This is a genomic window from Flavobacterium salmonis (assembly GCF_903819435.1).
GTDB lineage: Bacteria > Bacteroidota > Bacteroidia > Flavobacteriales > Flavobacteriaceae > Flavobacterium > Flavobacterium chungangense.
Genome location: NZ_CAIJDP010000058.1, coordinates 139,750 through 164,774, shown reverse-complemented (window position 1 = coordinate 164,774; position 25,025 = coordinate 139,750). Strand labels below are relative to the sequence as shown.

Below are 25,025 nucleotides of genomic sequence, written 5' to 3'. Positions count from 1 at the left end.
TTTGCAAAAGATTTGAGACATAAGACTTACTTAATTTTACTTTCATCGGTTTAAAATTTGTAAATGATTTGTTAATTATTTTTTGCAAATATATATAAAATCTATCAGTTTAGTAGGGTTTTGAAATATTTTTTTATTTTTTTATTAGTGAAGCGATTGTAATGTTCTGCATAGCCTTTAAAGTTTCATCACGAATGATCATTAAACCATGGCGCAGGCTGCATTCTTCCTCGGTTTTACAATCTGAACAAGGCTCGTAAAAATTCAAAGAAGCACATGGTAAAAGTGCAATGGCGCCATCAAATAAACGATGAATTTCAGCTAAAGTAATGTCGTTTTTAGATTTTATCAGATAATATCCGCCAAATTTTCCCTGCTTACTGCTCACAAAACGTCCTCGTTTCAGATCTAATAAAATCTGCTCTAAAAACTTTTTAGGAATATTGCCGCCATCAGCAATCTCTATTGTTTTAGAAATGTGATTTTCGTCTTGTTCTGCTAAATAAAGTAGGGCTTTAAGGGCGTATTTTGCTTTATGTGATAACATCTATGATTGGTTATAAATTAAAATTGTAAATAATTATGAATGGCAAATTTAAGCTAAATCAGCATAAAATTAAACTGAAACCAAAACTTGAACCGATATTTGAAAAAAATTACCAGCCTCCGCTTGAACCTCCACCAGAGAATCCGCCTCCGCCAAATCCACCGCCGAAACCTCCGCCACCTCCGGATGATCCACCGCCAAAGCCTCCAAATCCGCCTCCACTGCTTCTGCCAAGACTACTTAGAAGAATGACATCCATCAGGCTAGGTCCTCCGCCACTATTATTCCCTGAATTTCCTCCACCGCCTCTTTTATTTCGCGCAAGTAAAATTAATACAATTACCACAATTATGATAAAAGGCAATACAGGAAAATCTTTTCCTTTACTTTGTTTGCGTTCACCCTTAAATTTTCCTTTAAAAACATCAATTATAGCATCAGTACCTTTGTCAAGACCGTTATAAAAACTGCCTGCTTTAAATTCAGGGATAATTATATTTCGAATTATAGTTCCGCCAATACCTGCTGTTAAACGATCTTCCAGACCATATCCGGGATTGATAGCGATTTTCTTTTCGTTTTTTGCTAATAAAATAATAACACCATTATCGTCTTGCTTAGTTCCTCCTATTCCCCATGTTTGTCCCCATTTAGTAGCCAGCTGACTTACATCTTCTCCTTTTAAACTTTCAATCGTAATAACTACTATTTGTGTTGTAGTAGAATCTGAATAACGAATTAGTTTTTCTTCTAACTGTGTTTTTTCAGAAGCACTTAAAATGTTGGCATAATCATAAACAGAGGTTTGAAGACTTGGCTTTTCAGGAATGGTAAACTGAGCAAAAATCCCTGTAGAAGTAAAAAATGCAATTGACAATAGGATAAACTGAAAAACTCCGTTGGAATTTAATATTTTGTTTTTGGAAAATTTCATTGTTTAACCTTTTGAGATTTCGTTTGATAATTCGTTCGTGTCATTTTCCTGAGATGGGAAATATTTTTTCAGTTGTTCTCCGGCATTCAGAATGCCATCAACAATTCCCTGCTTAAATTTTCCTGATTTGAAATGGTTTGTCATAACGTCTTTGGTACAATTCCAAAAATCATCGGCTACCAGATCATTAATTCCTTTATCTCCGCAGATAACAAAGTTTTTGTCTTCAACTGCAAAATAAAACAGTACGCCATTTTGCAATTTAGTTTCATCCATCCGTAATTCATGAAAAACTTCTAAAGCCCTGTCAAAAGGAACTTTAGAAGTTGTTTTTTCTATGTGTACTCTTATTTCGCCAGAAGTGTTTTCTTCAGCCATACGAATTGCTTCAACTATTTCCTGCTCTTCTTCTTTGGTTAAAAAATCTTCTACTTTTGACATTGAAATTATTTTAGAGTTACGTTTTTTTGATTTAGAATTTTACTTCAACTGGTTTATCTGCTCCTGTTGAAGCTTCAAAATATGGTTTTTCTTTGTATTCGCTCAGGAACCAGTTGTTCGGTATTTTTAAAACATATCCGTTGTATACTTGTACAGATTCGTTAAAACGAGTTCTGGCAGTTAAAATTTGGTTTTCAGTACTTGCCAATTCGTCTTGTAGTTTAAGGAAGTTCTCATTTGTTTTTAATGTTGGATATTGCTCAACAGAAACTAATAATTTTGATAATGATGAAGTTACACCGCTTTGAACCTGATTGAATTGGGCTAATTGTTCCGGGGTTACATTACTAGGGTCAATTGTTACCGAAGTTGCTTTTGCTCTGGCTTCAATTACGGCAGTTAAGGTTGATTTTTCAAAATCAGCAGCTCCTTTTACTGTGTTTACTAAATTCCCGATAAGGTCATTACGTCTTTGATAAGCCGTTTGTACATTTCCCCAGTCTTTATTTACAGCCTGACTGTGTTGCAAAGCAGTATTTTTAATTCCAATCGACCAAAATGCGATAATTGCAATAAGCGCTACAATAATTCCTACAGGGATTAACCACTTTTTCATATTTGTTTAATTTAAGTTTATTTCTAATTTTAATTACAATTCATTTTTAATGTTTGTCAATTGTGTTTTTATCGTCTCTAATTTACGTATTATTTCGAATTTATCTAATGTTTTCTTTTGTCCTTCTTTCAAATGTGTTTTGGCGCCTTCAAGTGTAAAACCACGCTCTTTAACCAAATGATAAATCAATTGTAAATTCGTAATATCTTCAGGAGTAAACATTCGGTTGCCTTTGGCATTCTTTTTTGGTTTCAGGATATCAAATTCGCTGTCCCAAAAACGTATCAAAGATGCATTGACATTAAAAGCCCTGGCGACTTCACCAATGCTGTAATATCTTTTATCTTTAGAAAGCTCAATATGCATGATTTTATTTTTCTGTTTATTCAAATTTATTCAAAATTACTACTTTTCGCAGTATTAATCTAATGACTGGTTTTCCTGATTGGCCAAATGTGAAATCGCAACATATTCTACAGCAGAAATATTTCCGTAATAAAAATTCAGCGGATTCACGACTTTTCCATCTTTATGTACTTCATAATGACAATGTGGGCCTTCAGATCTTCCGGTGCTTCCTACATATCCTATAACATCTCCACGTTTAACATGTTGTCCCGGTCTGCAATTGTATTTGCTTAAATGCGCATACAAACTTTCGTATCCAAAACCATGCCTGATGACTACATGGTTTCCAAAACCTGATGCCGAGTTGTCAGCTCTGGCAATAACTCCATCTCCGGTAGCATAAACAGGAGATCCCGTATTGGCTGTGAAATCCATGCCATTATGCATTTTTCGCACTTTTGTGAAAGGATCAATTCTGTATCCAAAACCGGAAGCCATTCGTTTTAAATTTTCGTTTCGGACTGGCTGAATGGCAGGAATTGCCGCCAATAAATTCTTTTTTGTACTCGCGATTTTCAAAATGTCATCCAATGACTTTGATTGAATTGCCAATTCTTTCGAGAGTTGATCAATTCGTTTGGTTGTGCTGAGTACTAATTGCGAATTATTATATCCTTCTAAATCTTTATATCTTTTAATGTCTTTAAATCCGGATTTTCTAATAGAATCCGGGATCTCTGCCTTATTAAAATAAACCCTGTAAATATTATTGTCACGATCTTCTAAAGCCTCAGTTACATCATCAATTTCATCCATTCTTTTGTTTAAAATGGCATATTGTAATTTTAAATTCTCAATTTCACGTGCCTGCAAACGATCTTTTGGAGTTTCAAAATACGGTGTATTGATTAAAAGGACAAAAACTAAAAAACCAAATAATGCTGAAGCCAGTAAAAACAGGAAAGCATAACCAATTTTGATTCTCTTTTTTGTTTTTATTTTCGTATAAGCCAGATTTTCTGAGTCGTAATAATATTTTACTTTCGCCATATTTTAAAATACCCTATTTTTGCAGCTTATTAAAAAAGTTAGTCGAACAAATTTAATAAATGTTTCAGTTGTTCGACGCTTTTTTTAATAATTAAAGCAATTAGATAATATATCAATTTGATAATTTGATAATGTATTTAGAGTGAATTTTATTGTTTTGAACTTTAAGTTTCTACTTAAAATTATCTAATTATCACATTTTCAGATTGATTAATTATCATTGATACATTTTCAAATTATCTCATTATAAATATGAAATCACAAGACGTACGTAAGCAATTTCTAGACTTTTTTAAAAACAACGGACACTTAATTGTTCCTTCTGCTCCAATCGTTCTCAAGGACGATCCAACTCTTATGTTCAATAACTCGGGAATGGCCCAGTTTAAAGAATATTTTTTAGGAAACGGAACACCAAAAAGTCCGAGAATAGCCGATACGCAAAAATGTCTTCGTGTTTCAGGAAAACATAACGATCTTGAAGATGTAGGTTTTGATACCTATCACCATACTATGTTTGAGATGCTTGGAAACTGGTCTTTTGGAGATTATTTCAAAAAAGAAGCAATCAACTGGGCATGGCAGCTTTTGACAGAAGTATATAAAATCCCAAAAGAAAATCTTTACGTATCTGTTTTTGAAGGAAGTAAAGAAGATAACGTTCCGTTTGATCAGGAAGCCTGGGATATCTGGAGAACTCTAATTGATGAGGACCGAATTATTCTTGGAAATAAAAAAGACAATTTCTGGGAAATGGGTGACCAAGGACCATGCGGACCTTGTTCTGAAATTCACGTTGATTTACGTCCGGAATCTGAAAAAGCATTGGTTACAGGAAAAAGCCTTGTAAACAATGATCACCCGCAAGTAGTTGAAATCTGGAATAATGTATTTATGGAATTCAACCGTAAAGCTGATGGATCATTAGAAAAACTTCCTGCACAGCACGTTGATACAGGAATGGGATTTGAGCGTTTGTGTATGGCACTGCAAGGAAAAACATCAAATTATGATACCGATGTTTTTACGCCGCTTATTGAGAAAATAGAACAAATTACAGCTTTAAAATATACATCTGATGAAGTAAAAAACATCAGCGAAGAACAAAATAAAACCAACATTGCGATTCGTGTTGTGGTAGATCACGTTCGTGCGGTTGCCTTTGCAATTGCAGACGGACAGTTGCCATCGAATACAGGTGCAGGTTATGTAATTCGTAGAATTTTGCGTCGTGCAATTCGTTACGGATTTACATTCTTAAATACCAAAGAACCATTTATCAATAAATTGGTAGAAGTTCTGGCAAATCAAATGGGAGAGTTTTTCCCTGAAATTAAATCGCAGCAACAATTGGTTACAAATGTAATTCGTGAAGAAGAAGCTTCTTTCTTAAGAACTTTAGATCAAGGATTACAATTGTTAGATAAAGTAATTGAAGAGACAAGTTTAAATGATAAAGTTGGAGTTCCACCTTCTGAAATTAAAGGTGTAGTTTCTGGTGCTAAGGTTTTTGAATTGTATGATACATTTGGTTTCCCAAAAGATTTGACAGCCTTAATTCTAAAAGAAAAAGGTTTCTCTTATAACGAAGAAGAGTTTGAAGTTGAATTACAAAAACAAAAAACACGTTCTCGTGCAGCTTCTGAAGTTTCAACAGAAGACTGGAATGTTTTGATTCCGGGAAATGTAGAAACATTTGTTGGTTATGATAAAACCGAAAACGATGTAAAAATCACTCGTATCAGAAAAGTAGATTCTAAAAAAGATGGTATTTTGTACCAAATCGTTTTAGACAATACGCCATTTTATCCAGAAGGAGGAGGGCAAGTTGGAGATAAAGGAACGCTTGTTTCTGCAAACGAAACGATCGAAATTATTGATACAAAGAAAGAGAATAACTTAATTCTGCATTTTGCAAAACAGCTTCCTGAAAATGTAGAAGCAGGTTTTGTGGCAAAATTAAATACAGATTTAAGAACATCAACTTCAAAAAATCACTCGGCTACGCACTTGATGCATTTGGCTTTGAGAAGCATTTTAGGAACACATGTAGAGCAAAAAGGTTCGTTGGTAAATCCAAATTATTTACGTTTTGACTTTTCGCATTTCAGTAAAGTTTCTGATGAAGAAATCAAGCAGGTTGAAGCTTCTGTAAATGCTCAGATTGAAGCACAGTTACAATTAGTTGAACACAGAAATATTCCAATTCAGGAAGCATTAGATAAAGGCGCAATGGCTTTGTTTGGCGAAAAATACGGAGACAATGTTCGTATGATTGAGTTTGGCGACAGTAAAGAATTATGCGGAGGTATTCATGTAAAAAATACAGCAGAGATCTGGCATTTCAAGATTATTTCTGAAGGTGCTGTTGCGGCTGGAATTCGTCGTATTGAAGCCATTACAGGTGATGCTGTGAAAAACTTCTACCTAAACCAGGAAAATACTTTGGCAGAGATAAAAGAAACGCTAAAAAATCCGCAGGATATTTTAAAATCGGTTGCTTCTCTTCAGGATGATAATGCAAAACTGAAAAAACAAGTTGAGCAATTATTGAAAGAAAAAGTAGGTTCATTAAAAGCGGAATTAGAGAAAGATTTCCAGGAAGTAAATGGCGTAAATTTCCTTGCTAAACAAGTAAATTTAAGTATGGCTTCTACAAAAGATTTAGCTTCGGCTTTAGGAAGTTCAAAACCAGATTCGTTTGTGTTTTTAGCTTCTGTAGAAGATGGTTTACCAAATATTCACTGTTATATCGCTAAAGAATTAGTTGGAAGTAAAGGCTTAAATGCAAATGCAGTTATCAAAGAATTAGGAAAATATATTGAAGGAAATGGAGGAGGACAGCCTTTCTTCGCTTCAGGAAAAGGTAAAAATGCTTCCGGAATTGCTGAGGCTTTAGCTAAGGCGACTGAGTTTGTGAAGTAAAGTTTTATTTCGCGCAAAGACGCAGAGTCGCAAAGTTTTTTAAGCTTTGCGACTTTTTATTTTTATAAAATTAATTTTTGTAAGTTTATACTTTAATTATTTTAAGATGACCGAAAATGAAATTTCAGCTATTGTAGTTGATATTTGTTATAAAATGCATGTCAAACTTGGACCAGGTTTGTTAGAGTCAGTTTATGAAGCAATTCTATTTTATGAGCTAACTAAAAAAGGATTATTTGTAGAAAGGCAAAAAGTAATACCCGTTATTTGGGATGAATTAAAACTAGATATTGGTTTTCGAACTGATTTAATAGTTGAAAATAAATTAATTTTAGAAATAAAGTCAATATAAAAAATTACAGAGGTTCATGCGAAACAAATTATGACCTATTTAAAAATTACAAATATTAAATTAGGTTTGCTGATAAATTTTAACGTGCCTTTGATTAAGTTTGGTATTACAAGAATTGTTAACAATCTTTAGATTATACAATAAAAAAATATTGAAACAACAAAGTCAAAAATTTTGCGACTCTGCGTCTTTGCGCGATAAAAAATTATTTACGTTCCCCAATCTGCTGACGCCACATAGCGTAATACAAACCTTTTTCAGCAATTAAGTCATCATGTTTACCTTGCTCAATTATTTTGCCTTGTTCTAATACAAAAATTCGATCAGCGTGCATAACTGTTGATAAGCGATGTGCAATTAAAACCGTGATTCTGTTTTGGTCTGATATGTTTCTAATAGTTGCATTGATTTCTTCTTCGGTAATCGAATCTAAAGCAGAAGTAGCTTCATCAAAAATTAATAAATTTGGATTTCTTAAAATAGCTCTGGCAATAGACAAACGTTGTTTTTCGCCACCAGAAACTTTAATTCCGCCTTCGCCAATTGTGGTATTTAACCCATCTTCGGCACGTTTCAGCAATTTTTCACAGCTGGCTCTCTTTAGGGCATCATATAAGTCCTCGTCTGTGGCGTTTGGTTTTACAAATAATAAATTTTCACGAATTGTTCCGGAGAATAATTGGGCATCCTGAGTTACAAAACCTAATTGTTTTCTTAGATCCAATAAATCAATTTCTGCAGAATCAATATCATTATATAAAACCTGACCTTCTGCAGGTATATACAATCCAACCAGTAATTTAACCAAAGTTGTTTTGCCAGAACCTGAAGGACCAACAAAGGCGACTGTCTGGCCTTGTTTGATTTCGAAATTGATATTTTCAACCGCTTTAAATTTTGCTGTCTTGTGTTGGAAACTTACATTCGAGAACAATAAAGACTGAATTGCGCCCACATGTTTTGGATTTTTAGGGCGAAATTCTTTTGGAGCACTCAATAAAGTTTTGAAATTTTCCATTGAAACTTTCGTCTCGTTGACCACAATAATAAAATTCCCTAATTCCTGTAATGGACCAAAAATAAAAAAAGTAAAAAAGACCATGGTCAATAAATCACCTACAATTATTTTTCCACCAAATAAAAAATAATACAAGGTAAAAACAACACAGGTTCTTAAAAAGTGAACTGTTGTTCCCTGAATAAAACTTAAACTTCGAATGTAGCGGACTTTTTCTAATTCGAGATGTAAAATTTTAAAGGTATTTAAGTTCAGACGCTTTTCTTCCTGATACGTTAGTCCAAGACTTTTTACCAATTCAATATTTCTTAAACTTTCGGTTGTTGAACCCGCCAATGCGTTTGTCTGATTAACGATTTTTTTCGAAACAATTTTAATCTTCTTCCCCAGATAAGAACTCACCAAAGCAATAATTGGTGCTGTAATTAAAAAAATAAGTGAAATTCGGAAATCAATTCGTGCAACGTAAATTATTACGAAAATGAAGCCAATGATAGTCTGAAAAATAAGAGAAATAGAAAGTGTAATTAGTTTTTCAGAATCAGAACGTACTTTGGTCAGTTTGCTTAAAGTTTCACCGCTTCGCTGGTCTTCAAATTCGGCATAAGGCAAATCGAGAGATTTTTTAATTCCGTCTGTATACATTTGGGCACCCGTTCGCTGAATGACAACATTGGTGAAATAATCCTGAAAGTTTTTAGTAATTCTTGAAATCATCGCTGCCCCAAGTGAAAGTCCTAGCCAGAATGATAATGATTTAATAAACGCCATTTCATTTCCTTTGTATTTTGCCAGTCCAACACCGCAGTCCTGCATTAATTTACCGGTAATAATAGAGTCTGATAAACTGAAACAAATATTGATAGTAGCCATAATCAAAGCAAAAAACAAAAGCATTTTGTGTTTGATTATATAGGAGTATAATAATTTCATAAGAGAATTTAATTTATAAAAAGAAAAACAAAAGTACTAAATTGACAAGCATCATTTCGCGGATCTTGTTGTATTTAAAAGTTAATTTTTGAACCCGGATTTTAAATTTATGAAAAGAGGTAAAAAAATAATATGCTTTTTTATTAATTAATAAATTGTTTACAAGTTTGTTCTTTAGAAACTTATAATTTATTTAGGATACTAAATATCTTTTCGATTAATTATTTTTGCTTTTTTATTGTTAAAACAAGTTAGGTTTTTAGGTCTTATTTTAGTTCATTTGTAGGAAATATTAATGATCTAAATCTTAAAAATGAAAAAAATTTTATGCCTTTTTGGTGCTTTGACTTTTGCACTAACTTCTTGTTCAAGTGATGAAGATTCTTCAGGGTCACCTTCCTCAGATTTGGTTTTACTTAAAAAAACGATTACAACCGATTCTGATGGTGAAAAAGTGACTACAATTTACAAATATGATGGTAATAAAATTGTTAGTATAACGGATAGTGAGGGAGAATTTAATCGTTATTTTACATATACGGGAGATTTAATAACCAAAATAGAATATAAACTTCCTGACGGGACTGTAGATCAAATAAACAGATATGAATATGACTTAAACAATAGATTGGTCACTTTCGTGAGAGTTGAACCTTTAGACGATTGGGGAAATAAAGAGGTCTATACGTATAATACAGATGGGACAATTACAGCTCAGAATTATAATGGAGACAGTAAATCGCAAACTTATTTTGATGGGGTAACAACAATTAAGTTTGTAAATGGTGAAGTAAGTGAAATTATACCTGATGGTAATTGGACAGGGCATCATAAGTATACTTATGATACAAAACAGAATCCGTTAAAAAATGTATTAGGATTTGACAAACTTGCATTTGAAGATGGAGGAGCTGATGGTGTAAATCATAATATGCTTACAGATAAGGATGTAGAAGAAAATGATTTATGGGAAAACAGTACTTATACTTATAATGAAAATGGGTATCCTGTAAAAGAGGTTGATAAAGGATCAGATGTTCCTGGTACTACAGAGTTTTTTTACTAGCTGTAGAAAATCTAGTATTGAAACTTATTACTTAATTTACAAGAAGAATATTCTTGTTAGTTTTTTAAACCAAATGCATCTGTATTTGGTTTTTTTATTGGTAAAAATTCGTGAAATTTGTGTTTAAATTACAAACTATGCAATTCAGAACCCAAATCCCAATTTCAAAGAGTAATTCTCCAATCGATTATAATTCGAAGATACTTTCTATAGGATCTTGTTTTGCAGAAAACATAGCGGAGAAATTTGATTATTTTAAGTTTCAAAATGTAACCAATCCGTTTGGGATTATTTTTAATTCGGTTTCGATTGAGAAAATAATAGAAAGAACGGTTCAGGAAAAATGGTTTACAGAAAAAGACGTTTTTTTTTATAACGAACGCTGGCATTGTTTTGGAGTGCATTCGGATTTAAGTAATTCAGATAGACAGGAATTACTGGAAACTTTAAATAAAGCTATTTCAGAAACCCATAAGCAATTAAAAGAAGCAACACATATAATTATTACTTACGGAACATCTTGGATTTACAGAAATCTAGAAAGTGACCAAATCGTCGCAAACTGCCATAAAGTTCCTCAGAAGCAATTTTCAAAAGAATTATTACCTGTGGATGTAATTCAGAAAAACATCCAAAATACAATTGATTTAATTCATGCTTTAAACCCAGATATAAACTTCATTTTTACTATTTCACCCGTACGCCATATAAAAGATGGTTTTGTAGAAAACCAATTGAGTAAATCACATTTATTTACAGCATTGCATCAAACTTTCGACTTTCGACTTTCGACTTTCAATTATTTTCCGTCCTACGAGATCATGATGGACGAACTCCGTGATTATCGCTTTTATGCCGAAGATATGTTGCATCCCAATCAGGTCGCAATCGATTATATCTGGCATAAATTCAGCGAAAACTATATTGCCGAAAATAGCTTTTTGACGATGCAGGAAATTGAAGATATACAAAAGAGATTGCACCATCGAAGCTTTAATCCTGAGTCTGAGCAGCATCAGAAATTTTTGGCTAAGCTTCAGCAAAAAATTAAACTTTTAGAAAAAAAACAACCTTCAATTAAGTTTTAACTGTCATCCTGATAAATTATGGCATGATTATTTGTCAGTAAAATTTTAGAATAATTGCGTGTAATTATGTAAATTGTTAGAACTTAAAATTAACAATTTTGTAAGTTGTAGAGATACACACTTTCGATAACGCAATTTCAATCTAATGTGTTTTATTGGCGTATGAATAAAAAGATAATTCATTATTTAAAAAAAACACTACGTATTCTACTTTGGTGCGTGGGTTCTGTAATTGCACTTTTATTACTTCTTATTATTTTAATTCAGGTCCCTTCTGTTCAGAATTATGCTAAGGATAAAGCGATTACTTTCCTGCATAAAAAAATTAAAACAAAAGTTTCCTTAGATAAAATTGCGATAAAATTTCCAAAAGAGGTAGTTCTGGAAGGTTTTTATTTTGAAGACCAAAAAAAGAATATTTTGCTGTCAGGAAAGCGATTAGAGATTGATGTTGATCTGGTAAAACTGATAAACAGTGAACTTGAAATCAATTCTGTTTCTCTGGAAAATGTAAAAGCCAATATATACAGGGATAAAAATGGCATATTTAATTTCGATTATATTATTAAAGCTTTCGAATCAAAAGAACCGAAAGATCCGGACAGTAAACCATTCAAAATAGCTGTTGTAAAAGTAAATCTGGATAATGTCAGTTTTAATTTCAAAGATGATTTTGCTAAAAATGATGTGAAAGTAAAATTATCGCATTTTGATACCTATTTCAACAAGTTTGATCTGGATAAAATGAATTTCGATATTCCGAATATTAACTTAAACGGATTGAAATTGGTATTGGATCAGGATGCGGTTGAAAAAATTGCTGAAGTTTCTGTAAAAACAGTGGATACAATTTCGAAAAGGAAGGACTTTAGATTAAAATTAGATAAAATTCGTTTATCAAAAATTGATGTTTCTTACGATAATAAAGATTCCAGACTGGATTCAGGAATAAAATTGGGAACTTTGAATCTGAATGTTAATGAAATTGATTTGAACAGACAGCTTTTGGACTTCGATACTTTCGAATTGAAAAACCTAAAAGGGAATTTAAGATTAGGAGTAAAAGACAAACAACTGAAAACCCCAAGTCTGGATTCGACTTCTATTAAACAAGCTGGCTGGAAAGTAAAATTAAAAGATGTTACGATACAAAATATTGCTTTCAAATTTGATAATATGGAATCAAAACCAACTCAAAAAGGAATTGATTACAGTCATTTGGATTTGAGTAAATTTGATCTTCAGGCAGCTAAATTATATTATGGAAATGATACCATTTCAGGAAATATAAAATCGCTTTCAGCAAATGAAAAAAGAGGATTACAGATTCAGTCATTAAAAACCAATTTCTTTTATGATTCAAAAAATGCATCTCTGGATAATTTATACATAAGAACACCTCAAACACTTTTACAAAACAAAATTAAGCTGACATATTCTTCACTTGCAGCATTAAAAAAAGATCTTCCTAATCTCGTTATAGATGCTAATTTAAAAGATTCCAAAGTTGGTTTTAAAGACATATTATTATTTGCACCTGATTTGCATAAAACAAATCCGTTCAGGGATAATCCAAACGCGATTTTATATTTAAATACGCGGTTAAACGGAAAAATAAAAAATCTGAACATCCCATTGTTCGAAATGACCGGAATCGGAACGACCAAAGTTTCCCTTTCTGGAAAAGTTATCGGTTTGCCAGATGCCCAAAAAGCCAATTATGATCTGAATATTAAAAAACTTTCAAGCACATCAAAAGATGTATATTCTTTTGTTCCCAAGGGAACCATTCCGAAGAATATTCAGTTGCCGTCACAATTTAATCTGAATGGAAAATTTAAAGGTTCTGTTCAGAATTTCAAAACCAATTTGGCTTTAAACAGCACTTTTGGAAATGCCAAAATAGATGCTTTATTTGACCAGCGCATAAAAAAAGGGGAGAAATACGATGCAACAGTTTACCTGCTTGATTTTGATCTGGGAAGATTGATAAAAAATGATTCTATCGGAAAAATTACCCTCAAAACAAAAGTAAAAGGGAAAGGGCTGGATCCTGAAACTGCAGTGGCAGAATTGGATGGAATTGTACAAAAAGCAATTTTCAACAGATATACTTACAGAGATTTGGCTTTAAAAGGGAAAATCGAAAACGGATCTTTTGCAGTAAAATCAGGGATGAGCGATCCAAATTTAAATTTTAAGCTGACAGCTAGCGGAAATACAAAGCAAAAATATCCATCAATCAAGTTAAAACTAAACCTGGATATTGCCGATTTGGAAAAATTGAATCTTCATGCAGGACCAATGAAATTAAGAGGGAATATTGATGCTGACGTCGCCAACAGTAATCCTGATTTTTTAAACGGAAAAGTGTTTCTTTCAAACGTGCAAATTTTAAAAGATACCGAATCTATTGTTTTGGATTCGGTTCGTGTAATTGCTTTTTCAGATAATACGAGAAACAATATCAAAATATCTTCACAGTTTTTACAGGCTGAGGCAGATGGAAAATATAAATTGACAACACTGACTTCAGCCATAAAAAAATCATTATCAAAATACATTGATTTGAAAAATCCGAAAGTAAACGGAGAATCAGGTGAACAAAGACTGACTTTTAAATTAAAAATTGATAACGATCCGATACTCTTTAAACTGATTCCTAAATTAACTGGTTTAGAGCCGGTCAATATAACAGGGAAATACAATAATGTTACCGACACCTTAGAAATAAAAGGAACGATTCCGAGAATTGTTTATGGAACAAACACAATTTCAGACGGAAAAATAAATATAGAAGCCAAAGAAAATGCGTTAGAATATAGGGTTTCTGTTGCCACGATTGAAAGTGGTGCGATAAAAGTTCCGTTTACAAGTTTATCCGGAAAAGTTGAAAATAATAATTTGACATATGCGCTTGAAATTCAGGATGCGAAACAAAAACAACAATATTTTATCGCGGGTGTGTTTAAGGCAGAAAATTCTAAAAACATCCTTAAAATTGATGCCGAAAATTTCGTTTTGAATTATGAAAAATGGAATATCGATCCTGAAAACGCTGTTGAAATTGGAGATAAAAGGCTTTATATTAATAAGTTTTATTTAGAAAATGCCGGAAATGAATTAAAAATTCAATCTCAGGGAACTCAGAATAACGCACCGTTGCAGGTTGATTTTGTCAATTTTAAAATCGAGACTATTTTAAATATAGTCAAAAAAGATAAATTGCTGATGCAAGGTTTGATTAACGGAAACGCGGTTGTCGAAAATGTAATGACCAGTCCCACTTTTACATCAGATTTAAAAATTGATGATTTTGCATTCAGAGGTGAGGCAGTTGGAAATATTGAAGTAAAAGTTGACAATAAAACCAATAATGTACTGGCTGCAAATGTAATGCTGACCGGACAGGAAAATGATGTAAATGTAAAGGGAAATTACAGAATCAGTGATGGTAATTTAGACTTTAATGTTGATGTTAATAAATTGACTATTAAGAGTATTCAGGCATTTACTTTGGAAAATATTACCGAAGGAACAGGTTATTTGTCGGGTAATTTTAAAATCGTTGGCACTACATCAAGCCCAAAAGTTTCAGGGGAACTAAATTTTAATGATACCGGCTTTAGAATTACACAGCTGAATTCTTATTTTAAAACAAATCAGGAAAAAATTACTTTCAATAATGACGTGATTACTTTTGATAAGTTTTCACTATACGATCAAAACGACAATGAATTGTCTGTAAACGGAACAATTCAGTCTCCTGATTTCAAGAATTATAATTTTGGACTAACTGTAACTGCAGATAATTTCCGCGCAATAAATTCTAAAGCAGCAGACAATGATTTGTTTTATGGAGATTTATTTTTAGATACCAAACTCAATATCAAAGGAACATTAGACAGTCCGGTTATTGGAGGAAATATCAAAATCAATGAAGAAACAAAATTCTCTGTTGTCTTGCCTCAATCAGATCCTTCTATTGCAGATCGTGAAGGAATTGTAGAGTTTGTCAATGAGGATAATTTGTATCTGAAACAAACGGTTGAAATGGAGAACAAACTAAATCAATCTCCGCTAAAAGGGATGGATGTTAGTGTAGATATTACAATCGACAAAGAAGCTGAATTAACATTGGTTATCGATAAAGGAAATGGAGATTACCTGAATTTAAAAGGAGAAGCACAGCTTACGGGCGGAATCGATCCTTCAGGAAAAACAACTTTAACAGGGAAATATGAATTTTCGGAAGGAGCTTATGAAATGAATTTTAATATGATCCGAAGAAAATTTGATATTCAGAAAGGAAGCTCAATAACCTGGAATGGAGAACCAACAATGGCAACTTTAAATATTACGGCAATCTATAAAGTAGAAACTGCACCAATCGATTTGTTAGGGAGTCAATTAGCGGTAAGTCCAACAATTAGAAATACATACAAACAAAAAATTCCGTTTGAGACGCATTTGAAAATGAAGGGTGAATTGTTAAAACCTGAAATCTCTTTTGACATTATTCTGCCTGATGGAAATTATAATGTCTCATCAGATATTGTTACGGCTTCACAAGCAAAACTGGAGCAGTTAAGACAAGAACCGGCTGAGTTGAATAAACAGGTTTTTGCACTTTTATTACTGAACAGGTTCATTGGAGAAAATCCTTTTGCAAGTGAAAGCGGAGGAACGAGTGCTGAATCATTAGCCAGACAAAGTGTAAGTAAGATATTGTCTCAGCAACTGAATGATCTTGCCGGAGAGTTAATAAAAGGCGTTGAGTTAGAATTTGATCTGGAATCTACAGATGATTATACTTCAGGGGCAAGAGAAAACAGAACCGATTTAAATGTTGGGGTTTCCAAAAAACTCCTTAATGACAGATTAAAAGTTACTGTTGGAAGCAGCTTTGGTGTTGAAGGACAGGAACGTGCCAATGAAGAAAGTACAAATATTGCCGGAGATGTTGCATTAGATTATCAACTGACCAAAGATGGTCGCTACATGGTGCGGGCGTATCGTAAAAACGAATATCAGGTTGCAGTAGAAGGGCAGGTTGTTGAGACAGGAGTAGCTTTTATTATTACAATGAGTTACAATAAATTTCGTGAACTTTTTTATCGCAGTGCTGAAGAAAAAGAAATGATCCGAGAAGAAAAACTTCGTGAAGAAAAAAGGAAACTAAAAGAGAAAGAAGAAAAGGAAAAAAAGAAACTGGAAGAAAATCAGATAGATCAAATTGAGGGTAATGAGCAAAAAACATAATATTATGGAAAACAGATATATCAGATATTGTATTGTGCTTTGCCAGTTTTTTGTTTTTGGATGCAGCAATACTAAGTATTTGCCAGAAGGAGAATTGTTATATACCGGAGCATCTGTAACGGTCAAAGATTCTGTGATAAAAAAGAAAGGCAGAAAAGCACTTGAAAAAGAATTAAAGGATTTATTACGTCCAAAACCAACTAAACAAATATTAGGTTTACGTCCTAAATTATGGATTTACAATCTTGCCAGAGAGCCCAAAAAAGAAAAAGGGTTTAGATATTGGTTACGAAACAAAGTGGGCGAAGCGCCTGTCCTTTTTAGTCAGGTAGATTTAGATTATAATTCGTCAGTTTTAAGGAATTTTACCGAAAACAGGGGCTATTTTAAAACACGTGTCAGTGCTGACTCTACTGCCAAAAATAAAAGAGTAACGGCGGAGTATACAGTTCAGCCCAAAAGACAATATAAAATAAAAGAGGTGAAATTTCCTGAAGATTCATCTGCTTTGGGTAAAGCAATTGCAAGAACAAGCCGCAGAAGTTTACTTAAACCCGGGAATCCATACGATTTGGATGTTATAAAAGCAGAGCGTGAACGTATTGATGGCAGACTTAAGCAGAAAGGATATTATTATTTTAATCCTGATTATATTTTAGCTCAGGTAGATAGCACAAAAGGAGATTATGAGGTCAATATAAAATTAAAGATAAAAGAAGAAACGCCGGAGAAAGCTAAAATAGCTTACAAAATTGATAAAATCATTGTTTATCCAAATTTCTCTATTTCAAAAGATAGTGTACAATATAAAAAAGATGACATTGTTCAGTATAAAGATTTCACGATAATTGATACAGCAGATACTTTTAAGCCAAGGGTTTTTGAAAGGACAATTTATTTTAAAAAAGGAGATTTATACAATCGGAAAGATCACAATTTAACTTTAAACCGTTTTGTGAATCTTGGGACATTTAATTTCGTTAAAAATGAGTTTAAAGTTTCTGATAGTTTAAAAAATACACTGGATTCCTATTATTATTTAACATTATTACCAAAAAAGTTCATTCGGGTTGAGGTGCTGGGAAAAACAAATTCAGCAAGCTATACAGGTTCAGAAATTAATGTCAACTGGAACAACAGAAATTTATTTCGTGGTGCAGAATTACTTACGGTATCTGTTTTTGGCGGAGCAGATTTTCAATTGGCAGGACAAAATAAAGGAAACAATATTTATAAACTTGGAGCAGAAACAAGTTTAACCTGGCCAAGATTTATTACGCCTTTTAATATTGAAGGACCTAGCGGATTTGTACCAAGAACAAAAGCAACATTGCGATATGAATATCAAAACAGAACACAGCTTTATGCTTTAAACTCCTTTAATGCTTCTTTGGGGTATTTATGGAAAGAAGATATTCGAAAAGAGCATCAGCTAAACGTAATAGATATTACATATGTGAGTCCAAATAATGTAACACCGGAATATCAGGCAGACATTGATCAGGATCCAGCCTTAGGGAGGGTAATTGAAAAACAGTTGATTTTTGGTCCAACTTATCAATATACGTTTACGAATACTATGCAAAAACGTAGAAAACATACAATTTATTTTAATGGAGAATTGGACCTGGCAGGAAATATTACTGGGCTAGTAACAGGTGCTGATGTTAAAAAAGATAATCAAAAAACGATTTTAGATGTTCCTTTTAGTCAATATGTAAAAATCAAAACAGACTTCAGACATTATCTAAAACTTGGAAAAGAAAGCGAATTGGCCAGCCGAATTATTTTAGGTGCAGGGTATGCTTATGGAAATTCTACAGCAATGCCTGCAACGAAACAGTTTGTTGTGGGAGGAACCAATAGTATTCGTGCTTTTAGAGCAAGATCTTTAGGTCCGGGGAGCTATAAAGCAGAACCTACATCAAGTACTTATTTACCCGATCAGTCTGCCGATTTGAAATTGGAATTTAATACAGAATATAGAGCAAAACTTTTCAGTATCGTTAGAGGTGCAATATTTGTAGATGCAGGAAATATTTGGCTTTTAAACGCTGATCCCGATAAGCCCGGAGCAGAAATCACCAAAGATTTTATGAAACAAATTGCAGTAGGAGCAGGTGCCGGATTGCGTTTTGATTTATCTTTTCTGGTTTTAAGAACTGATTTAGCTTTTCCTTTAAGAAAACCGTATTTGCCTGAAAATGAAAGATGGGTACTAGATAATATTAATTTTGGCAGCGGTTCGTGGAGGAAAGAGAATTTGATTTTTAATATTGCAATTGGTTATCCTTTTTAGAATGTGTTATTCAAATACATAATTTACTTTTTAACGGACAATAGACTAAAAGAAAAGGTAAAGTCCTAAATTTGCATAATAGAATTGCTGCTGAAATCTGCAATTAAAAATGTAAATCATAAAACTTAAATCAAATTGACTTTTACTGCCATAGATTTTGAAACGGCCACAGCATATCATCCTTGTTCAGTTGGAATTGTTACTGTAGAAAACGGAATTATTGTAGATGAGTTTGTTACTTTAATCAAGCCGCCTAATAACGAATATAATCCTTTTACAATTCAGGTTCACGGAATATATCCTCGCGACACCATAAATGCAAAAACTTTTTTACAGGTATATCCTGAAATTGAAAAACGTTTGAAAAATAGAATAGTAGTTGCTCACAATGAAAGTTTCGATCGGAATGTTTTAATTAAATCCATGGCACTCTATGGTTTGCATTACGAAGATTTGAATGTTGCTAATAAATGGGAATGTACTGTGAAAATTTATAAAGCAAAAGGGGTAAAACCAACCAAATTGAGTGATTGCTGTCGGGAAATGAGAATTCAGCTTAATCATCATGAAGCATTATCTGATGCCAGGGCATGTGCAAAATTATATTTATTGAAATAATTTCGGACTATTTTTAAATCAATATCTCTTTAATTGTAATATTTATACTATTTTTTTTGTACTTTAGAATATTGTAAACCAATATAAAGTCTAAAAAAAATGAAAGAAGATTTTCTTCATTATCTCTGGAAGTTTAAAAAGTTTGATACTCTAAATTTAAGAACTATAAATCAGGAAGAAATTACGATTATAAACACGGGTAATTATCTGGAACTTGCCGGACCTGATTTTTTTAATGCCCAAATAAAAATAGGAGATCAAAAATGGGCAGGAAATGTTGAAATGCATTTAAAATCATCTGATTGGTATTTACATCTTCATGAAAAAGATCCGGCTTATGAAAATGTAATTTTGCATGTAGTTTGGGAACACGACGCTGATATTTACAGACAAAATAATGTAGAAATACCCGTTTTGGTTTTAAAGAAGTATGTGTCTTCTGAAACAATTTCAAATTATAATAATTTAAAATCCCCCAAATCGTGGATATATTGTGAAAAACAAATTTCAAAAATACAGAGTTTTGTTTTTAAAAATTGGCAGGAACGCTTATTCTTTGAGCGATTAGAAAGAAAATCACAATCTATTTATAATTTGCTAAAAGAAACAAATCAGGACTGGGAAGCTGTTTTATTTTGTTTGTTAGCTAAAAATTTTGGTTTAAATACCAATGGAAACGCATTTCTGCAATTTGCAAAAGCAATTCCGTTTTCAATTATTCGAAAAGAAAGCTTTGACCTGGAAAATCTGGAAGCTTTATTTTTTGGAAGTACAGGATTATTGGATTCTGATAAAGAAGATGTTTATTTTAAGGATTTAAAATTTAGGTATTTTTATCTTTTACATAAATACCAAATAGAAAAAGTGTATACAGAACCTGTTCAGTTTTTTAAGCATAGACCGGATAATTTTCCAACTATTCGCTTATCTCAATTAGCAGCTTTATATCACCGGCATCAAAACTTGTTTTCTAAAATAATTGAATTGAAATCTATCAATAGTATTTATAAAGTATTTGATGTTTCGACCAGTTTATATTGGCAAAATCATTACCAATTTGATAAAGAAAGCCCAAATAAAACAAAATCATTGTCTAATTCATTTATAGATTTATTGGTGATAAATACGATTGTTCCTTTACAATTTGCCTATGCTAAAACGGTAAATGAATCGATTGCAGAAGATTTAATTTCAATTTTGGACGGGATTTCTCCAGAGAAAAACTCAATTATTGATAAATTTAAATCTATTGGAGTTTCTTCAGAAAATGCTTTTGAAACACAATCTTTATTACAGCTTAAAAGTCAATATTGTGATGTAAATGGCTGTATGAAATGCGCTGTAGGAATGGAGTTACTTAAAAATAATTAGATAATTAAGAAAGTGAGTCAATAAGATAATTTTGTACTTTTGAAAAAAAACAAATATTCTATGTCTCTCGTTTTAAAACTTAAATTCTTTTTCGAAAAGTATGGTTTTCATGTATCTTCCAGATTGGCGGATAAGCTTGGAATGCGTGTGACAAATGTCCGGTTATTTTTTATCTATATTTCGTTTGTTACTGCTGGTTTGGGGTTTGGAGTCTATCTTACTCTTGCATTTTGGATTAAGCTAAAAGATTTAATTCGGGCGAAAAGAACATCAGTTTTTGATTTATAAGTTATTTCAAATAAAAAAGAGGATTATAAAGTTTTTTAAGCTTCATAATCCTCTTTTTTATTTAATAAAAATCTTATTTCGGGTTGTTCAATTTACTATTTTTCTTTCCGTAAATAAAGTATATTATAATACCTAATGCCATCCAGATTACAAGTCTTGCCCAGCTTTCGTTTGGAAGTGAATACATTAAAGCAAAACAGATAACAATACCGGCTACAGGAACGAAAGGAACCCATGGAGTTTTGAAAGCTCTTGGTGCATCAGGCATTTTCTTGCGCATAACCATAACACCTATACAAACCAAAACAAATGCTAATAAAGTTCCGATACTTACCATATGTCCTAAATCACTAACAGGAACAAGTCCGGCAAATATGCTTACAAATACTAAAAAGAAAATATTCGTTTTCCATGGAGTACGGAATTTTGAATGGATTTCACTAAAAAAAGGAGGAAGTAAACCATCCTTACTCATTGTATAAAATACACGGCTTTGTCCCATTAACATTACCAGCATTACGGAAGTATATCCTGCTAAAATGGCTACAATTAAACCGGTCTGTAAAAAGTCATATCCGGTTACAGCAAAAGCAGTAGCAGCAGGTTTGGCATCTCCTGCAAATTTATAATAAGGTACAAGTCCTGTCATGACATGAGAGAACAGCACATATAATAAAGTACAAATTATCAAAGAACCTAAAATACCAATTGGCATTCCTTTTTGGGGATTTTTAGCTTCCTGTGCCGCAGTTGAAACAGCATCAAAGCCAATGAATGCAAAAAAAACAGTACCAGCTCCGGCAGCAATTCCTGACCATCCAAATTTCCCAAAGACCCCTGTGTTTTCAGGAATATAAGGAGTGTAATTGGTTGTGTCGATAAATTTCCATCCTAGAACTATAAAGATAATAACCACAGCAACTTTTACCACAACTAATATATTGTTTATAGTTGCTGATTCTTTTGTTCCCTTAATTAATAATAAAGAAAGTAATGAAACAATAAAAATTGCAGGCAAATTAACAATTCCTCCCTCTATGACTGTGCCATTGCTTAAAGTAAGTGTTTCCCATGGAGAACAAATTAAGTCAGGAGGAAGATGGATATTGAATTTGGCAAGAAGCTCAAGAAGATATCGGGACCAGCTTACACCAACGGTTGCAGCTCCTAATGCGTATTCTAAAACTAAATCCCAGCCGATTATCCAGGCCATGAATTCTCCCATTGTAGCATAAGAATAAGTATATGCGCTACCAGCAACAGGAATCATTGAAGCAAATTCAGCATAACAGAGTCCTGCAAAAGCACACCCTACAGCAGCTAAAATAAATGATAGTGTTACTGCTGGACCTGCATGATCAGCAGCTGCAATTCCTGTTAGAGAAAATAGCCCTGCTCCAATAATTGCTCCAACACCAAGTGCAACAAGCGAACGTGAAGATAAGGTTCTTTTTAATCCTTTTTCAGATTCGGATGCTTCACCAAGCAATACCGAAAGAGGTTTAGTTTTCCAAATTGACATATTATAATATTGGTTTATTGTTATTAAGTTCCAAATGTATTGTTTTTTATAAAAAATAAAAACAATTATGAAGTTTTAAGTTATAAAATATTTAATTTGTAATTAGAAATGGTAAAAGAAGTTCTGTAATATCTCAAATGCGTTACGTTATTAGCAAACTACTTCAAAGTATTTTTTTTGAGGAGTGTAAAAAAATCGTATTTTTCTTATAAATTTATGCTTTTTTAATTTTATATAATATTTTAAAATGAATTTTAAAGATATAATGGCTCATATGAAGTTTACCAGTCAGGAACGTAAAGGAATTTTTTTTCTGCTTATATTGATTATAGCTCTCCAGCTATTTTATTTTTTCTCAGATTTTAGTCAGACTGAAAAAAACTCTCCTGAAAAAGAACAGTGGCTGGCTTTGCAATCTGAAGTAGACTCATTAAAAACAATTCAAAAGGATAACAAGCCTAAAGTATATTCATTTAATCCAAATTTTATTTCTGATTATAAAGGCTATAAATTAGGAATGTCAATACAGGAAATTGACAGACTTTTTGCATTCAGAAAAGAAAATAAATATGTGAATTCGGCAAAAGAATTCCAAGAGGTAACTAAGATTTCAGATTCTTTATTAAATGCAATTTCACCTTATTTCAAATTTCCAAATTGGGTTCAGAATAAAAAAACTACTAAAACGTACGATAATGAATATGTCCATAAATCCTTTTCTAAAAAGGAAAAATTTACAATCTTAGATATTAATCAGGCGACTCAGGATGATTTCATGAAGATTAATGGAATTGGAGAGGCATTGTCATCGCGGATTTTAAAACAAAAAGAAAGTTTAGAGGCTTTTGTTTCAATGGAACAAATTAATGATGTTTGGGGGCTTTCTCCAGAGATTGTACTTGAATTGAAAAAATATTTTAGAGTTTCTTCCTTTCCAAAAATTAAAAAAATACCTGTAAATGATGCGTCTTTAAAGGAATTATCTCAATTTCCGTATTTTAGATATACGTTGGCAAAACAAATTGTAACTTACAGGAGCATGAACGGAAATATTAAAAATATTGAGGATTTGATAAATATTAAAGGCTTTCCTGTTGAAAAAGCAAATATAATTGGTTTATATTTGGAGTTCTAAAACAGATTACAATGAATTTTGATTACAATGAAACGCAGTCTATGATTGCGCAATCCATAAAAGATTTTGCTGAAAAAAATATAAGACCTTATATAATGGAATGGGATGAAGCACAAATATTTCCAATTCCGCTTTTCAAAAAATTAGGAGAAATGGGTTTTATGGGGGTTTTGGTTCCTGAAGAATACGGAGGATCTGGTTTGGGATATCACGAATATATCACTGTAGTAGAGGAAATTTCAAAAGTTGATCCATCCATAGGATTGTCAGTTGCGGCGCATAATTCATTATGCACAAACCATATTTTAACTTTTGGCAATGAAGAACAAAAAAGAAAATGGTTGCCTAAACTAGCAACCGCTGAACATATAGGAGCTTGGGGCTTAACAGAACATAATACAGGTTCTGATGCAGGTGGAATGAATACAGCTGCAGTCAAAGATGGGGATTTTTGGGTTATAAACGGGGCTAAAAACTTTATCACACATGCAATTTCAGGAGATATTGCTGTTGTAGTTGTGCGTACTGGAGAAAAAGGAGATTCGAAAGGAATGACTGCTTTTGTATTTGAAAAAGGAATGCCTGGATTCACATCAGGGAAAAAAGAAAATAAATTAGGTATGCGAGCAAGTGAAACTGCTGAATTGGTTTTTGATAATTGTCGTGTACCGGATTCAAACAGATTAGGAGAAATAGGCCAGGGGTTTATTCAGGCTATGAAAATATTAGATGGTGGAAGAATTTCAATTGGAGCCTTATCACTCGGAATTGCAAAAGGAGCATATGAAGCGGCACTTAAATATTCGAAAGAAAGACATCAGTTTGGGCAGCCAATCAGTAATTTTCAGGGAATTTCATTTAAATTGGCAGATATGGCTACCGAAATTGAAGCCTCGGAGCTGTTATTACATAAGGCCGCTTTTTTGAAACAGCAGCATAAGCCCGTTACAACATCAGGAGCTATGGCAAAAATGTATGCTTCAGAAGTGTGTGTAAAAGTAGCTAACGAAGCTGTGCAGATTCACGGGGGTTATGGTTATACTAAAGATTTTCCAGTCGAAAAATTTTACCGAGATTCAAAATTATGTACTATAGGTGAAGGAACTACTGAGATTCAGAAACTGGTAATTTCTAGAAATTTGTTGAAAGAATAAAGGAGTATTAATGATCGATTTTGTCTTCTCGAAAAAAAATATTAATTATGACTCGTAA

Annotated in this window: 18 protein-coding genes and 1 pseudogene; 11 read left to right on the top strand and 8 right to left on the bottom strand. The window is 32.6% G+C overall.

Annotated elements, in window-relative coordinates; genetic code table 11:
* Positions 1–133: 133 nt before the first annotated feature.
* The 6 genes from FLACHUCJ7_RS04715 to FLACHUCJ7_RS04690 form a co-directional block, all read right to left on the bottom strand.
* The gene (locus FLACHUCJ7_RS04715; RefSeq protein WP_078227502.1) at positions 134–547 is read right to left on the bottom strand and encodes an RrF2 family transcriptional regulator; all 414 of its coding nucleotides are present in this window, start codon (positions 545–547) and stop codon (positions 134–136) included.
* 109 nt (positions 548–656) lie between these two features.
* Entirely contained in the window at positions 657–1,481 is an 825-nt protein-coding gene (locus FLACHUCJ7_RS04710; RefSeq protein WP_180908068.1) for a TPM domain-containing protein, read from the bottom strand.
* 3 nt (positions 1,482–1,484) lie between these two features.
* Positions 1,485–1,922: a TPM domain-containing protein gene (locus FLACHUCJ7_RS04705; RefSeq protein ID WP_031456739.1), complete on the bottom strand. Its 438-nt coding sequence runs from the start codon at positions 1,920–1,922 to the stop codon at positions 1,485–1,487.
* A gap of 31 nt (positions 1,923–1,953) precedes the next feature.
* Positions 1,954–2,538: a LemA family protein gene (locus FLACHUCJ7_RS04700; protein WP_180908067.1), complete on the bottom strand. Its 585-nt coding sequence runs from the start codon at positions 2,536–2,538 to the stop codon at positions 1,954–1,956.
* A gap of 33 nt (positions 2,539–2,571) precedes the next feature.
* Positions 2,572–2,904 carry a MerR family transcriptional regulator gene (locus tag FLACHUCJ7_RS04695; protein ID WP_031456741.1) on the bottom strand — a complete coding sequence of 111 codons (333 nt, stop codon included), beginning with the start codon at positions 2,902–2,904 and terminating at the stop codon, positions 2,572–2,574.
* Positions 2,905–2,958: 54 nt separating this feature from the next.
* Positions 2,959–3,936 (bottom strand): M23 family metallopeptidase, encoded by a 978-nt coding sequence (locus FLACHUCJ7_RS04690; RefSeq protein WP_031456742.1) that lies wholly within the window; start codon positions 3,934–3,936, stop codon positions 2,959–2,961.
* Positions 3,937–4,188: 252 nt separating this feature from the next.
* Between FLACHUCJ7_RS04690 and alaS the strand changes: the two genes are divergently transcribed.
* Positions 4,189–6,861, top strand: coding sequence for an alanine--tRNA ligase (gene alaS / locus FLACHUCJ7_RS04685; RefSeq protein ID WP_180908066.1), 2,673 nt, complete (start codon positions 4,189–4,191; stop codon positions 6,859–6,861).
* Between the two features lie 106 nt (positions 6,862–6,967).
* Positions 6,968–7,345 (top strand): annotated as a pseudogene (locus FLACHUCJ7_RS04680) (GxxExxY protein).
* A gap of 73 nt (positions 7,346–7,418) precedes the next feature.
* On the opposite strand, the gene FLACHUCJ7_RS04675 reads toward FLACHUCJ7_RS04680, so the two are convergent.
* The gene (locus tag FLACHUCJ7_RS04675; RefSeq protein WP_180908065.1) at positions 7,419–9,164 is read right to left on the bottom strand and encodes an ABC transporter ATP-binding protein; all 1,746 of its coding nucleotides are present in this window, start codon (positions 9,162–9,164) and stop codon (positions 7,419–7,421) included.
* Between the two features lie 313 nt (positions 9,165–9,477).
* On the opposite strand from FLACHUCJ7_RS04675, the gene FLACHUCJ7_RS04670 reads away from it, so the two are divergent.
* From FLACHUCJ7_RS04670 to FLACHUCJ7_RS04640, 7 genes are all read left to right on the top strand, one after another.
* Entirely contained in the window at positions 9,478–10,230 is a 753-nt protein-coding gene (locus tag FLACHUCJ7_RS04670; RefSeq protein ID WP_180908064.1) for a hypothetical protein, read from the top strand.
* A 137-nt stretch (positions 10,231–10,367) separates the two neighbouring features.
* A complete protein-coding gene (locus FLACHUCJ7_RS04665; protein ID WP_180908063.1) occupies positions 10,368–11,318 on the top strand; it encodes a GSCFA domain-containing protein in 951 nt (316 codons plus the stop codon).
* 162 nt (positions 11,319–11,480) lie between these two features.
* A complete protein-coding gene (locus FLACHUCJ7_RS04660; protein WP_180908062.1) occupies positions 11,481–16,580 on the top strand; it encodes a translocation/assembly module TamB domain-containing protein in 5,100 nt (1,699 codons plus the stop codon).
* Positions 16,564–18,879: a translocation and assembly module lipoprotein TamL gene (tamL, locus tag FLACHUCJ7_RS04655; protein ID WP_180908061.1), complete on the top strand. Its 2,316-nt coding sequence runs from the start codon at positions 16,564–16,566 to the stop codon at positions 18,877–18,879. The genes FLACHUCJ7_RS04660 and tamL overlap by 17 nt, the downstream gene beginning before the upstream one ends.
* A gap of 135 nt (positions 18,880–19,014) precedes the next feature.
* The gene (locus FLACHUCJ7_RS04650; RefSeq protein WP_078227514.1) at positions 19,015–19,497 is read left to right on the top strand and encodes a 3'-5' exonuclease; all 483 of its coding nucleotides are present in this window, start codon (positions 19,015–19,017) and stop codon (positions 19,495–19,497) included.
* A 99-nt stretch (positions 19,498–19,596) separates the two neighbouring features.
* Positions 19,597–20,868 (top strand): DUF2851 family protein, encoded by a 1,272-nt coding sequence (locus FLACHUCJ7_RS04645; protein WP_078227515.1) that lies wholly within the window; start codon positions 19,597–19,599, stop codon positions 20,866–20,868.
* A gap of 60 nt (positions 20,869–20,928) precedes the next feature.
* Entirely contained in the window at positions 20,929–21,156 is a 228-nt protein-coding gene (locus FLACHUCJ7_RS04640) for a PspC family transcriptional regulator (RefSeq protein WP_031456752.1), read from the top strand.
* A gap of 73 nt (positions 21,157–21,229) precedes the next feature.
* Here FLACHUCJ7_RS04640 and FLACHUCJ7_RS04635 read toward each other — a convergent pair whose 3' ends face one another.
* The gene (locus tag FLACHUCJ7_RS04635) at positions 21,230–22,678 is read right to left on the bottom strand and encodes an amino acid permease (protein WP_180908060.1); all 1,449 of its coding nucleotides are present in this window, start codon (positions 22,676–22,678) and stop codon (positions 21,230–21,232) included.
* A gap of 247 nt (positions 22,679–22,925) precedes the next feature.
* On the opposite strand from FLACHUCJ7_RS04635, the gene FLACHUCJ7_RS04630 reads away from it, so the two are divergent.
* Together FLACHUCJ7_RS04630 and FLACHUCJ7_RS04625 are read left to right on the top strand one after the other, a co-directional pair.
* Positions 22,926–23,813, top strand: coding sequence for a ComEA family DNA-binding protein (locus FLACHUCJ7_RS04630; RefSeq protein ID WP_180908059.1), 888 nt, complete (start codon positions 22,926–22,928; stop codon positions 23,811–23,813).
* Between the two features lie 11 nt (positions 23,814–23,824).
* The gene (locus tag FLACHUCJ7_RS04625; protein WP_180908058.1) at positions 23,825–24,967 is read left to right on the top strand and encodes an acyl-CoA dehydrogenase family protein; all 1,143 of its coding nucleotides are present in this window, start codon (positions 23,825–23,827) and stop codon (positions 24,965–24,967) included.
* The last annotated feature ends 58 nt before the right edge of the window (positions 24,968–25,025 follow it).